Origin of the sequence: Sphingobacterium spiritivorum ATCC 33861 (genome assembly GCF_000143765.1) — a bacterium.
GTDB lineage: Bacteria > Bacteroidota > Bacteroidia > Sphingobacteriales > Sphingobacteriaceae > Sphingobacterium > Sphingobacterium spiritivorum.
Genome location: NZ_GL379770.1, coordinates 168,662 through 181,791 on the forward strand (window position 1 = coordinate 168,662; position 13,130 = coordinate 181,791).

Genomic DNA, 13,130 nt, shown 5'->3' on the forward strand with positions numbered 1-13,130 from the left:
TGTTTGTTGAGGTGACTTGAATTCTTCGTAATAATGCGGTTACGAATGGTCGATTGCAAGTAAAAAGAAGCATTTTTGCTTTTCCATTTGTAATCATATACAGCATGTCACCGAAAATCTTACTTTATTTTGTATTTACGCTACTCCCTATTTTATCATTTGCACAAAATGTTCAGATCAAAGCAATCGTTGTTGATGAAAAGTCAAACGAACCTATTTTAGGTGCCAGTGCTGCGCTTCTGAAACAATCTTCTCAGGCATATGTAAAAGGACAGCAGTCTGATATTAAAGGACAGCTTCTTTTTCAGGATGTAGATGCGGGTGTGTATACGCTCCGCATTTCTTATATGGGATATACTAACCTGATCCAGGAAAATATCGTCGTACAGGCAAATAAAAATGTAGATCTTGGCACTTTGTCTATGCTGGAAGACGGCAAGATGCTGGGAGAAGTATTGGTAGAGGGAAAAGTACCTGCTATGGAGATCGGCATAGACCGTAAGGTTTTTAATGTTGGCCAAAGTCTTGTCAGCGTTGGCGGTACAGCTACAGATCTGTTGGCTAATGTGCCGACACTGCAGGTAGATATGGATGGAACAGTGAGTTTACGCGGATCCAGCAGTGTTCGTATTCTGATTGACGGGAAGGAATCGGCAATGGCAGGAAGCGATATTACAAGCCTGTTGCAATCTCTGCCTGCTAATGCGATCGAAAAAGTAGAGGTCATCACGAATCCATCTTCAAAATACGATGCCGAAGGTCAATCGGGGATCATCAATATTGTTTTGAAGAAAAATGTCAGAACCGGACTCAACGGTACTGTAAATGCTTCTGCAGGTTCCTATAATAACTATATGGCCGGAGCAAGTCTCAACTATAAAGATGAGAAATTCAATTATAGCGGAAGTTATAACTTCAATCGCCGTAATATGGTAGGCGGAGGCCTTACTAATAATACCTATCTCAATAATAACAGCCAGATTAATAATACAGAAGATTCCGAAAGAAAGGGAATCAATAATATGGTGAAATTAGGAGTAGAGTATTCACCAAATGCAAAGACTACCATCGGGATTTCAGGAAATCTGAGTATTCGGGATAATGATCGTCGTAATGATCTGAATTATATGTATTTCAATCATCCGGAGTTGTCCGGTACAAGCTTTAGAGGGTCACGTCAGAAAGAAGATGATCTTGGGTATGATCTGAATCTGGATTTCAGCAGAAAACTTGCCCGGGAAGGAGAGGAGTTGACCGCTAATTTTATGTACGGCAGAGATACTGAAGACGGAACCAATAATTTTGATCAGACTTTCTCTTCCGGACTTCCTCCGACCAGCAGATTGAATAAGACTTCTGAAGACGGGAAAAATATGAATATTCAGGTGGATTATGTACTTCCGTTTTCAAAGGACAGCAAATTAGAAACCGGATATAAATCTATTATTCGAAAATCATTTGATACCCAGTTTTCCGATACACTTGACAATGTGTCGGGTAATTATTTCCCTGATTACGGTATCAGTAATGATTTTGACCTGACTAATTCTGTGCATGCCCTGTACTTAAATTATCAGAATAAACTGACGGATAAGATTTCGTATCAGATCGGTTTGCGCGGAGAGCAGACTTATCTGACTTCTACGTACTTCAAGAAGGATCCGTCATTACCGGCAAATGAGATAGAAACAGTTGCTAAACAGGACTATTTCAGATTGTATCCTACAGCGTTTCTTACTTATGCTTTAGGAGAGAAGGGAGATAAGATTCAATTCAGTTATTCGAGACGTGTACAACGTCCGCGCGGCTGGCAGGTGAATCCATTTGAGGATGTTTCCGATGATATGAATCGTCGTCAGGGAAACCCTAATTTATTGCCGGAGGATATCCACTCTTTTGAAATGAGCTATGCTAAATTCTATGATAAATGGAATATTCTGGCTACCGGATATTACCGTCGTATGAAAGATGTAATGCAGCCGTATATTTATGAGGTGGATACACTCTCCAGTGTGACCAGAAGCCGCTGGGAAAATCTGACGAATTCCAGTGTAGCAGGTCTGGAGCTTATTTCTAAAGTGAACGCAACCAGTTGGCTGGACTTCACAATTAACGGAAATATGTTTTATAACCGTATTGACGGTAATGCTGATTTTGGAATCAAAGAGAGTGACGGAATTAACTGGAATGCCAACCTGACTTCTAATGTGAAGATACTTTCTAACTTATCCGGGCAGGTTCGTGCGGATTATAATGCTCCAAGATTGCTCGCGCAGGGTAAAACAAAAGCTATGACAGGAATAGATGTTGGTCTGAAGCAGGAAGTCCTAAACAAAAAAGGAAGTATTATGTTTAATGTAAGGGACTTATTAAACACCCGTAAATTCGGAGGGTATATTAATACGGCTCAGGTCAATTCATCATTTGAACGCCGATGGATGAAGCGTATGTTTATGTTGTCATTCTCTTACAGATTCGGAGCACAGGATTTCGGAAAGAAAAAGCGTCCTGAGAATTCTATCGATATGGAAGGTGGTGAACAATTCTAATACAGATGATAAAAGGAATTAGCAATGTCGTAGTATCCGATCTTTTTTATTAAATTTAATGATCAGTTTGAATCGATTATAAAAAATAATACCATGAAATCAACATTTAATTACCTGTATGCAGGAATGGCTGCACTAACTTTGTCATTAGGCTCCGGAGCATTTCAGCAGGTTCAGGCACAAACAAAAAAAGCAGTGGCAACTTCTTATAAGCTGTTAGATCTTCCAAAGGTAGATATCAAAAAATTCCCTAAAAACAGTAAGGGTGCATACATTATTTTTGACGGTAAATCGTTAGAAGGATGGAGAGGGTATAATAAGGATCATGTGCCTACAAAATGGGGTATTGAAGACGGTACAATCAAATTTACAGCCAAACCTGTAGGTAGTACTCCGGGCGAAGGTGGTGATTTGATCTTTGCTCATGATTTCAAAAACTTTGAACTGGAATTTGAATGGAAAATTTCAGAAGCCGGAAATTCAGGAACATTTTTTTTGGCCAAAGAAATAGAAGGTCAGCCTATCTATATTTCCAGTCCGGAGTATCAGTTGCTAGACAATGACAACCATCCTGACGCAAAAATGGGTATCGATGGTAATCGTAAATCAGGGTCACTGTATGATATGATTCCTGCAAAACCACAAAACGGTAAACCTGCCGGACAGTGGAATTTAGCAAAGATTGTAGTTAATAATGGTAAAGTAACGCATTATCAGAACGGTGAAAAAGTAGTTGAATATACGCTGTGGACACCTGAATGGATAGCACTGTTAGAGGCAAGTAAGTTCAGCAGCGAAAAATGGCCACTTGCATTTGAATTGCTTAGTAAGGTCGGTGGCAAGACCAAATCCGGTGTGATTGGTTTTCAGGACCACGGCAATGATGTATGGCTTAAGAATATAACAGTAAAAGTGCTGTAGATCCAGAGATCTTATATAAAGCAAAAAAGCAACGTATCACTTACGTTGCTTTTTTGCTTTGGTAGTTATCTGGTTGACGGGAAGGCGTATCTTATCTATTTTTTCTTAATCAATAGGGTGCCGATCGCTTTTCCCAGATTCTCATACATGGCCTGTTTTTTTCTTTGTTGTTCAGCCTGTGCTTCTTCAATTTCGTCTTGTCTGTCCTGTTCGGCCTGTTCTCTCTCTTCCTGTTCCTGTGCCAGTACCGCTGTGGATTTTCTATTGATACTGGCCGCATAGTATCTCTTTTCCTGAGGACTATATTCGCTGTACATATAGATTTCCCCGATTGCATTGCCTGCTAATAATTGGTTCAGCGGTAATTTACTGTATACACTTCCAGTGCCATTATAGGTGTTGGTAATAATTTTGTCGTAATCGTCTTTGTCGGAATAACTTATTGTTTGCGTGATCCGTACACTTTTATTAAAGGGATAAGCGCTGTCCGCAATATCATTTACAAAAGTATATGTCGTAACAGTGTTGCTTGTATAATATTTTTGTTGTTCCTCTGACCATCGGTAATAATCATAAATATACTGAATGGCACTTGCTGAAACTTTTATATTGTAAGTTCTGACCGAGCGACTATTATTCAAATTATTTTCTGTCCATGCACTCCACCCGCTCCAGGCATTCATGCTATTATCCCATGAATTTGAACATTCTTTATTAATAAAGTATTCGACTATCTGCGCATGTGAACTTAATGCAGACATAGTCAAAAAAAGCAGGAGTAAGATATGTTTCATAATAATCGGATTATAATGGAGAAAAACGAAAATTATACTTGTTTACTGATCCGCAACGAAAGCTAATAATGCCTGCTTATTAGCCGGGCATATTGCATTCCGTTGCGAAAATCTGGCTTACAGAGGATAGAGGTTTTCCGGCAAACCTGTCTGAAAACGGGTTCACCTGCAACAAGCTATTCGATATACATCAGATCAATTATTGCATGTCGTTACATCATAATTGATCGCACCTGTCAATGTTATTTTTTTTACGATAGCTGTATTTTCTATTTCTGTTTTTAATGCCTTTTTTGCCTCTGCATTATCATCATACATACAATCTACAGCTACATTAATAGTTTCTATATCACCAACCTTTCTTCCTTGTGTACTTTCATAGGTTGTTACATAGGTTACTTTTCCACTAGCGCTGGCTGTTCCGCCATATTTTTTGTCGGAACGTACCACGAAGCTCATTAGAAGTGCTGTGATTAATGATAAAGCCATTAGCATGATCATGTTTTTTTTCATGATGGTATACTTGTTAGACCTACTCTGTTCAATATCCGATTTTCGGTTTACTCGTTTGTAATTATGAAAAGTACGCTACCTAATCTAGGGTATAATCTGGTAGCTGTCCTTATATTCAACTACTTTACAAATTTACCTGTTGTAAAAGGGGATTTTATATACCGAGTAGTAGGTATATTTATATATTTAATTTTATGCTATATTTATAATACCAATATTAATCAGCCAATATAAAATTAATCATGAAGAGTGTTCTGTTGTTCTGGATATGTATCCTTTGCGGATGGTCTGGACTTGCTCAAGGCAGAGGCCCTATATTGATCGACAATGCAGAACGCTTTAATATCAGTAATCACGGTTTTTTTTATGAAGACAGAGCGCTTACAGCGACAATTGATTCGTTGATCCGCCTGAAAAATCAGAACAGGTTAAACCCGCTTACACCCGGTAAAACGTTTAATAAGGGTTTTAGTGAAAGTTACTGGTGGATCGTATTTGATGTTCATAATATTCTTAATGAAACGGTTCATCTTTTCTTTAATGAGCGTAGTAACAGTATTAATCGTCTTCAGTTATTTAAGGTAGACAGCGCAGGAAGAATCAACGCAACAGGTATGACGGGAGACCATTTTAAATTCAGCAGCCGGCCTGTCGAGTATCATAATTATTTATTCCCTGTAAAATTAAAAGCTCATGAAAAGGCTACATTTTATCTATGGGCTGACAAAAGAGGCCAGAATATGATGATGCCTCTCGGACTGGCTAAGGATATAAGTTTGATGAGGGAAGAAATTCCTTTTTACACTGCATTCGGGATATTTGTCGGTATCTACCTGTTTGCAATCGTCTTTAACCTTTTTCTCTATATTTCGCTCAGAGACAGTATTCATATCTATTATGCATTTTATGTGATCTGTGTACTGATCTTCAATCTGGAGGATGAAGGTCTGGGATTTCAGTGGTTATATCGGGATCTGCCTTATTTGCAGGATTATCTGCGTAGTTTTATTGCTTATGCCAGTTCGGCTTTGCTGGTTCACATCATGTTGCTCTTCATTCATCAGACCAGAGATAACAGCAGATTATATCCGGTACTGAACGGCTATAAGTGGTTTTGTATCCTTTTGATGCTTTTGCCGGCTTATCTTTTTTTTGACAGCAACCTGTGGATGGAAAAGCTAAATTTTTATACCGCTAATATTATTGCGCTGCTGACTGTACTCATCCTGATTGTGAATACGATAGAGCGCATTATCAGCGGATACAGTCTGGCCTGGTATTATCTGGCTTCCATGTTGATACTGTTACTGGGTATCTTAAATTATGTGTTCAATATTCTGGGAATTACCAGCTTTTATTTATTCAATACAACAGGTTTGGTAATAGGTCTTACAGTTGAGATAGTATTTCTTTCTTTTGCATTGACTCAGCGTTATAATTTCCTGAAAAAGGAGACCAGAATCCTGCAGCAGGAAAAGGCAAAACTGGAGATTGCTCTTGTCGATGATGTTTTTGCTGTTCAGGAGAAAGAGCGTATCCGTCTGGCAAGAGATCTGCATGATGATCTGGGGGGTACATTATCAGCTATTAAGCTAAATGTTACGGCCTTCAAGGCTAATATTGTAAAATCACCGGATGAGATTCATGCATTTTATCAGCAGACGATTCGTATGATAGAAACAGCCTGTGAGAGTTTAAGAGAAATATCCCATAACCTGATGCCCAAAACATTGGATGAGAAAGGCCTTACACATACGCTGTCCGAACAGCTTACTGAGCTTAATCAGTCTGGTCATATTACTTTTGAGTTTGTACATGAAATCGGAAGATCCATATTGCCGGAGACGGAACTAACGCTATATCGCATTATGAAAGAGCTGATAAATAATGTGGTGAGACATTCTGCCGCAACAAAAGCATCTCTGCAGATTATTTCTACAGATGAACATATCATCGTGATGTGTGAGGATAATGGTACAGGATTCGATACCGGATCTACTCCTGCAGGTATTGGTCTCAGTAATATAAGGTTAAGAATAAATCATCTTAACGGGACGCTGAACCTGGAAAGTAATGAAAGGGGGACAAGCATTAGTATATTTATACCTCATTATGAATAAGGTTCAGGAATATAGTATCACTATCATGATCGCTGATGATCATCTGCTGTTCATGGAAGGGTTATGCGGTCTCTTACGCAGTCAGCCTGATTTCAACGTTATTGCAAAGACTACAAACGGCAAAGGTACCTTACATGTCTTGAATAAGCAGCAACCTGATCTTTTGATACTGGATCTCAATATGCCGGGTATGGATGGCGAAACCATAGCTGTCAAAGTTCATGAACAATATCCCTGCATTAAAATTCTGGTATTGTCGATGTACAGCAGTCCTGTTCTTCAGCGAAAATTAAAAGAAATCGGAGTTCACGGCTATCTTCCGAAGGATACCAGTACAAAACTGTTGTTTGATACTATCCGGGAGATCTGTAACGGTAAACCTTGTTTCGGGTCTGTATCCAATAATAATGAAGAGAATAAATTTTTGAGCAGTGATGTCTTTTTAAAGAAATACAAACTTACTTCCAGAGAACTGGAGATACTAAGGCTGATAGGTCAAAACTTTACCTCGCAGCAAATTGCCGAAAAACTCTTTATCAGTATGTTTACTGTTGATACGCATCGGAAAAATATGATCTATAAACTTAAGGTGGATAAAAAGAACGGCTTATTTCAGTTTGCAATGTCGCATAATCTGAGTTAAATCAGGGGTTTCTGTAAACAGGCTTTTTGCGGATGCGCTAAAACATATGTTTCAATTCGCTTAGATCAGTAATCGAATGCGATACATCTTTTGGTAACTGCGTTTGATTGGGATTAAAATAAATGGCATCCATTCCCACATTCCGGGCACCTCTGACATCCGCATCCAGATTGTCTCCGATCATGACAGCATGAGTAGCAGACGTACCTGCAGTTTGCATCGCATGATGAAAAATAAGCGGATCCGGTTTGTTTACGCCCACCAGTTCAGAAATAAAAATATGCTGAAAATATTGCTCCAGATCGCTTTTGCCAAGTTTTACTTCACAGGCTTCTTTAAATCCGTTTGATATCAGATGAAGATTATAACGCTCTTTGAGATAAGCTAAGGTTTCATGTGCATTTGGGAATAAATTCGTTTTCTGCGGACAGATAAAAAGATATTCTTCCTCAAAATCCTTTGGAAACAAAGATGGATCTACACCCAGATCCGTAAATGTATTTTCAAACCGTGCTTTTCTCAGGGTAGGTTTATCGATTTTTCCATGATGATACAGATTCCATAAACGATGATTGTTCGAGGTGTACGTAGAGATAAACAGATCCGCACTGCTATGATTGAACAGTTTATCAAAGTCGTACTTAAAAAACAGTTCGTCTAAGGTTTCTTCAGCATTCTTATCGAAATCCCAGATCGTGTGATCCAGGTCAAAAAATATATCTTTTTTATGATGGAACATATGTAAAGTCAAAATTAGAAATTAAAAACCAAAATAAATATTTATACAGGGAACCAAGATCCGTATTATTTTATCCTCTAAAAGAGAGAGGAATAAATTCCCGTAAACACAGGCTGCAGCAAAGGTGATAAATGTTTTTCCTATTATTGTCATAATGCAGTAGATACTTTATAATACCTGATCTATTACCTATTTTTGTCCTTCATTGTTCAGTTTCTGTATGAGAAAGACACTTTTTCTGTTTTATTTTTTAGTGTTTTATGCCATCTCCCAACTAATCTGGTGGGGTATTATGTTAGTGAAATACGAACCTCAGCGCAAGTCTATGATTATCGGTGAGGGGATGTTTTTTCTGCTGATATTTCTATGGGGAGTACTACGGTTGAAGAACAATTTCAAAAGAGAACACAAAATACACCAGCAACAACAAAATTTTTTGCTGGCGATCACACATGAATTAAAATCTCCGCTGGCATCCGTGAAACTGTACATTCAGACTATTCTGAAAAGAGATCTGGACAAGGAACAGCAGCAGATGTTTTTACAAAATTCGCTAAAGGATATTGAGCGTCTTGATGATCTTGTAGAGAATGTATTACTGACAACTAAACTTGAGAACCGCAGTTATAATCTGCCAAAAGAGGAGTTTAATCTGACAGAGATGGTCGAATCTATCGTAGACCGTTTGCAGAAGAATTCCTGCAGATCGCAGATCATCAAGCCTGATCTTGATACAGATGTACGTTTGGTGGCCGATAAATTTGCGATTACAAATGTCGTGACTAATCTGATTGAAAATGCGATCAAATATTCTCCGCCATGTGCAAGTGTATTTGTACGATTGAAAAGAGAATCAGGCAAATTGATATTTTCGGTAACAGATCATGGTATCGGTATTCCGGATGAAGAAAAAAAGAATATATTTAATAAATTTTATCGTGTAGGGAATGAATCTACGCGGAAAACCAAAGGCACAGGTTTGGGGTTATATATAGTGAAAACGGTTTTGCAAAAACACAATGCCAGTATTAAGGTAAAAGATAACACTCCTTCAGGGAGTATTTTTGAAGTAACATTTGACAACTATGCAGGCTAAACAACGCATACTTTTAGTAGAAGATGAAGAACATCTGCTGGAAGCAATCAAATTAAACCTCGAGCTAGAGGGATATCGTGTAACTACCGCTACAGACGGTAAAAAAGCACTAAAAGTTTTTAAAGAAGAGCGGTTCAACCTGATTATCCTGGATGTCATGATCCCTGAGATCGATGGCTTTCAGGTGGCTGAAACTATTCGTCTGCAAAACAGTGAAGTTCCTATTATGTTCCTGACGGCCAAAAACAGTAGTGAAGACCGTATCACAGGACTTAAAAAGGGAGCGGATGATTATCTTGTCAAACCTTTCAATCTGGAAGAACTTATTCTGCGTGTAGGAAATCTGGTTCGCAGAGGAATGAAGGGGGATGATCTGAAAGAACTGAATTCGTATACAATCGGTGATAAAACCATTTATTTTAATTCCTATGAGCTGCACCATGCTGATGGTACAATTACCTCATTGACGAAGAAAGAAACTATGCTGTTGAAACTACTGATAGAGCGTAGAAATGAGGCGGTGTCGCGTGAACAGATTCTGGAAACGGTATGGAATTATGATGTGTATCCATCGACACGTACCATCGACAATTTTATTCTGACATTCCGTAAATATTTTGAGCCGGATCAGAAACACCCTATTTATTTTCATTCCATCCGTGGTGTTGGATATAAATTTACCGACAATCCATAATATCCAATGACAAAAAAGGCTAGATATATAGTCATTGCCATTGCTGTATGCTTTCTTCTCTATGCCATCTATGCCGGGCACTATTACGCTTGTGTCTATATCGTAGGTGGTATTGGTTATTTAGTGTGGAGCCAGTATAGAGAAGGATCTGTATTTATGGCGACACAGGCTTTTCATAAGCAGGATTATGAAAAAACAAAACAACTGCTTTCAGAAGTAACGAATCCGGATGCATTACGCAAAGGAAGGCGTAACTTTTATGAATTCATGATGGGAAATATTGCCCTCAAGGAAGATCGTATTGACGAAGCAGAATATCATTTTCAGCTTGCATCACGCTTACCCTGGAAACGGGAACATGAAAAGGGAATGGTGCTGATCAATCTTGCCAATATCAACCTCAGAAAACAAGCATATGACAGAGTGAAAGCTTATCTGGATGTGGCAAATAAATTGAAATTGACAGAGCGTCAGAAATCAATTGTTGAAAAAATAGAAAACGAATTATCAAAACATTTATAGTGAATAAAACTTTACAAAACGATTTATTTATCAGAGCTGCTTTTGGACAGCAAACCGAGCGTCCGCCAGTCTGGATGATGCGTCAGGCAGGACGTTACATGCCTGAGTATTGGGAAATCAAGAATAAATATACTTTTCTTGAGATGTGCAAAACTCCCGAAATAGCTGCCGATGTAACGATGTTGCCGGTAGACCTGCTGGATATTGATGCTGCTATTTTATTTTCGGATATTCTGGTGACTCCGGAAGCGATGGGTGGAGATTTGTCTTTTGAGCAGGGGGTAGGACCTCGTTTTTCCAATCCGGTCAGAAACTGGGAAGATGCAGAAAAACTGAATGCACAAAGTGCAGACAGATTGCAGTATGTGGCAGATGCGATCAAAGTGATCCAGGAGCGGTTGAATGGAAGTATTCCGTTGATAGGTTTTGCCGGTGCTCCTTTTACGATCCTGAGTTATCTGGTAGAAGGTAAATCGTCACGAGATTTTAAGCTCACTAAAACACTGTTGAATAATGATCCTAAACTGGCTCATTATATCTTACAAAAGATCACCGATCTTACTGTTGATTATCTGAATATGCAGATCGCTGCGGGTGTGAATGCCGTTCAGTTGTTCGACAGCTGGGCTATGGCATTGACCTGGAATGATTATATCGAATTTGGTCATGCTTACACACAGCAGATTATTTCCCGTATCAACAGAGAAAGTATTCCTGTTATCTCATTCGCACGCGGTAGTTCCGTTTTCTATCCTATTATGAGTGAAGCAAAGCCGGATGTTATATCATTAGACTGGAATGCTGATATTCTGAATGTAAAAAATAATCTGCCAAAAGAAATTGCGGTTCAGGGAAATTTTGATCCGATTATTCTGTATGCAGATAAGCCTGTAATCAGAAAAAAAATACATGAACTGTTCGAACGTATGAGAGGACAGGATGGCTTTTTGTTCAATCTGGGACATGGTATTATGCCGGATATGCCTTTTGATCATGTCAAATACACCGTGGATGTAATTAAAGAATTCAGATACTAATACCACATAAGTGCAGTATCTGTAAGATGCTGTCTGGATAAGTTTGGTTGGATTTGGGAAACTGCATTTGTTTTGCAAGCGGCACAAAGGCATCTGTTCAGACAGCTTCTTTATATCTTTGTTCAAAATAGAATATTCATTACATGGTTTATTTATACGCTAAAGCGATTCATATTATTTTTGTCGTATGCTGGATGGCCGGATTGTTTTATATCGTCCGGTTGTTTATCTATCATATAGAAGCCAAGCGTAAATCTGCCGGGGAATATACGATACTGCATAAGCAGTTTGTGATTATGGAATCGAAGTTGTGGTGGATCATCACGACACCAGCTATGTACCTGACTATCGCCGCTGGCGCGCTCATGCTTTATCTCAGTCCGTCGTGGCTGCAAATGGGCTGGATGCATGTCAAACTGCTGTTTGTAGCAGGGCTCGTCGTTTACCATTTTATATGTCAGAGGATTATGCGTCAGTTAGCTGCCGAAACCTGTACATGGTCTTCCACCAATCTGCGTTTGTGGAATGAACTGGCTACTCTTTTTCTGTTTGCCATTGTGTTTACGATTGTACTCAAGTCTGCTATCAACTGGATCTTTGGAGTAGTGGGACTGGTCGGATTGTCTGTTGTACTGATGATGGCCGTCAAACTTTATAAGAAGTATAGAAAATCTTAAAGCCTCTTAATCCTTTCCCTTACATAGTAGTCATAGAATTAAATTAATATCCTATTATATGATTATTCGTAAACTCTTTTTTAGCCTTATTGCATTTCTTTGCCTGACAAGTGCTTTTGCTCAGACCCCTAATTCTACGAATGGTGTATTCAGCGTTTTTTCGGAGCGGGAGCCTTTTATTTTATATCTTAATAATGTTCGTTACAACGATCAGTACAGCACTGCAGTACGTATTGAACGATTAGAAAAGAGATCCTACGATGTACGTCTGGAATTCAAAAACAGAAGACTGGCGAGTATCGTCTCCTACAATTTCAGACCTACAGATGAAGACGGTTATTTTATGGATAAAATGTATCTTGTGCGTTATTCCAGAGTCGGAAGACCGGAATTAAGGTTATTTGCCATGTTTCCTGTAGAATTCAGAATGCCGGATCAGCGTAGTTTTGATACCTATGATTTTGGTTATCCTAATGATCCTGTTTTTGTTGATCCCGGAGAAGGAGAATATAGCCAAAGAGTCATGACAGCCGAAGAGTTAAAGGATGCTATACGTGTTGTCAATCGGCAGGGGTTTGATAGTGACAAAGCCAAGGTAGCCTCTATGATCGCACAGAAAAACAGTATGACCGTAAAGCAGATCGGTCAGGTACTGGATTTATTTTCGTTTGATGATGGGAAACTGACATTTGCCCGGGCAGCCTACGCTACTTGTTATGACCGTAGAAATTACCATACCTTACTGGACAAACTTGTCTTTTCAGATAGCAAAGAAAAGTTAATGTCGTTTATCAATTCTTCTAAATAAGCTGAGTATTTATGTTT

At 38.8% G+C, this 13,130-nt stretch carries 13 protein-coding genes; 10 read left to right on the plus strand and 3 right to left on the minus strand.

Annotated elements, in window-relative coordinates:
• The first annotated feature begins 104 nt into the window (after positions 1–104).
• Together HMPREF0766_RS00785 and HMPREF0766_RS00790 are read left to right on the plus strand one after the other, a co-directional pair.
• The gene (locus HMPREF0766_RS00785) at positions 105–2,549 is read left to right on the plus strand and encodes a TonB-dependent receptor (RefSeq protein ID WP_002992885.1); all 2,445 of its coding nucleotides are present in this window, start codon (positions 105–107) and stop codon (positions 2,547–2,549) included.
• A 93-nt stretch (positions 2,550–2,642) separates the two neighbouring features.
• Positions 2,643–3,470 (plus strand): 3-keto-disaccharide hydrolase, encoded by an 828-nt coding sequence (locus HMPREF0766_RS00790; RefSeq protein WP_002992887.1) that lies wholly within the window; start codon positions 2,643–2,645, stop codon positions 3,468–3,470.
• A gap of 95 nt (positions 3,471–3,565) precedes the next feature.
• On the opposite strand, the gene HMPREF0766_RS00795 is transcribed toward HMPREF0766_RS00790, so the two are convergent.
• Positions 3,566–4,264 (minus strand): hypothetical protein, encoded by a 699-nt coding sequence (locus HMPREF0766_RS00795; protein WP_002992889.1) that lies wholly within the window; start codon positions 4,262–4,264, stop codon positions 3,566–3,568.
• Between the two features lie 195 nt (positions 4,265–4,459).
• Positions 4,460–4,753 (minus strand): hypothetical protein, encoded by a 294-nt coding sequence (locus HMPREF0766_RS00800; protein WP_236590572.1) that lies wholly within the window; start codon positions 4,751–4,753, stop codon positions 4,460–4,462.
• A 266-nt stretch (positions 4,754–5,019) separates the two neighbouring features.
• Here HMPREF0766_RS00800 and HMPREF0766_RS00805 point away from each other — a divergent pair, with 266 nt between their 5' ends.
• Together HMPREF0766_RS00805 and HMPREF0766_RS00810 are read left to right on the plus strand one after the other, a co-directional pair.
• Entirely contained in the window at positions 5,020–6,897 is a 1,878-nt protein-coding gene (locus HMPREF0766_RS00805; protein ID WP_002992893.1) for a sensor histidine kinase, read from the plus strand.
• Entirely contained in the window at positions 6,890–7,540 is a 651-nt protein-coding gene (locus HMPREF0766_RS00810) for a response regulator transcription factor (RefSeq protein WP_002992895.1), read from the plus strand. Before HMPREF0766_RS00805 ends, HMPREF0766_RS00810 begins: the two co-directional genes overlap by 8 nt.
• A gap of 37 nt (positions 7,541–7,577) precedes the next feature.
• Here HMPREF0766_RS00810 and HMPREF0766_RS00815 read toward each other — a convergent pair whose 3' ends face one another.
• Positions 7,578–8,279: a YjjG family noncanonical pyrimidine nucleotidase gene (locus HMPREF0766_RS00815; RefSeq protein ID WP_002992896.1), complete on the minus strand. Its 702-nt coding sequence runs from the start codon at positions 8,277–8,279 to the stop codon at positions 7,578–7,580.
• Positions 8,280–8,499: 220 nt separating this feature from the next.
• On the opposite strand from HMPREF0766_RS00815, the gene HMPREF0766_RS00820 reads away from it, so the two are divergent.
• The 6 genes from HMPREF0766_RS00820 (at position 8,500) to HMPREF0766_RS00845 (ending at position 13,113) form a co-directional block, all read left to right on the plus strand.
• Positions 8,500–9,375, plus strand: coding sequence for a sensor histidine kinase (locus HMPREF0766_RS00820; RefSeq protein WP_002992898.1), 876 nt, complete (start codon positions 8,500–8,502; stop codon positions 9,373–9,375).
• A complete protein-coding gene (locus HMPREF0766_RS00825) occupies positions 9,365–10,069 on the plus strand; it encodes a response regulator transcription factor (protein WP_002992899.1) in 705 nt (234 codons plus the stop codon). Before HMPREF0766_RS00820 ends, HMPREF0766_RS00825 begins: the two co-directional genes overlap by 11 nt.
• A 6-nt stretch (positions 10,070–10,075) precedes the next feature.
• On the plus strand, positions 10,076–10,591 hold the full coding sequence (locus HMPREF0766_RS00830) for a hypothetical protein (RefSeq protein ID WP_002992900.1): 516 nt from the start codon (positions 10,076–10,078) through the stop codon (positions 10,589–10,591).
• On the plus strand, positions 10,591–11,628 hold the full coding sequence (hemE, locus tag HMPREF0766_RS00835) for a uroporphyrinogen decarboxylase (RefSeq protein ID WP_002992901.1): 1,038 nt from the start codon (positions 10,591–10,593) through the stop codon (positions 11,626–11,628). Before HMPREF0766_RS00830 ends, hemE begins: the two co-directional genes overlap by 1 nt.
• Before the next feature lie 143 nt (positions 11,629–11,771).
• Complete coding sequence (locus tag HMPREF0766_RS00840) at positions 11,772–12,305, plus strand: CopD family protein (RefSeq protein ID WP_002992902.1); 534 nt, start codon at positions 11,772–11,774, stop codon at positions 12,303–12,305.
• Positions 12,306–12,363: 58 nt separating this feature from the next.
• Entirely contained in the window at positions 12,364–13,113 is a 750-nt protein-coding gene (locus HMPREF0766_RS00845; protein ID WP_002992903.1) for a proline and serine-rich protein 1 family protein, read from the plus strand.
• Positions 13,114–13,130: the final 17 nt, after the last annotated feature.

Bases quoted from the DNA above. Each gene is read 5' to 3' on its own strand.
- HMPREF0766_RS00785 (WP_002992885.1), top strand. From the start codon at position 105: ATGTCACCGAAAATCTTACTTTATTTTGTATTTACGCTACTCCCTATT.
- HMPREF0766_RS00790 (WP_002992887.1), top strand. From the start codon at position 2,643: ATGAAATCAACATTTAATTACCTGTATGCAGGAATGGCTGCACTAACT.
- HMPREF0766_RS00795 (WP_002992889.1), bottom strand. From the start codon at position 4,264: ATGAAACATATCTTACTCCTGCTTTTTTTGACTATGTCTGCATTAAGT.
- HMPREF0766_RS00800 (WP_236590572.1), bottom strand. From the start codon at position 4,753: ATGGCTTTATCATTAATCACAGCACTTCTAATGAGCTTCGTGGTACGT.
- HMPREF0766_RS00805 (WP_002992893.1), top strand. From the start codon at position 5,020: ATGAAGAGTGTTCTGTTGTTCTGGATATGTATCCTTTGCGGATGGTCT.
- HMPREF0766_RS00810 (WP_002992895.1), top strand. From the start codon at position 6,890: ATGAATAAGGTTCAGGAATATAGTATCACTATCATGATCGCTGATGAT.
- HMPREF0766_RS00815 (WP_002992896.1), bottom strand. From the start codon at position 8,279: ATGTTCCATCATAAAAAAGATATATTTTTTGACCTGGATCACACGATC.
- HMPREF0766_RS00820 (WP_002992898.1), top strand. From the start codon at position 8,500: ATGAGAAAGACACTTTTTCTGTTTTATTTTTTAGTGTTTTATGCCATC.
- HMPREF0766_RS00825 (WP_002992899.1), top strand. From the start codon at position 9,365: ATGCAGGCTAAACAACGCATACTTTTAGTAGAAGATGAAGAACATCTG.
- HMPREF0766_RS00830 (WP_002992900.1), top strand. From the start codon at position 10,076: ATGACAAAAAAGGCTAGATATATAGTCATTGCCATTGCTGTATGCTTT.
- HMPREF0766_RS00840 (WP_002992902.1), top strand. From the start codon at position 11,772: ATGGTTTATTTATACGCTAAAGCGATTCATATTATTTTTGTCGTATGC.
- HMPREF0766_RS00845 (WP_002992903.1), top strand. From the start codon at position 12,364: ATGATTATTCGTAAACTCTTTTTTAGCCTTATTGCATTTCTTTGCCTG.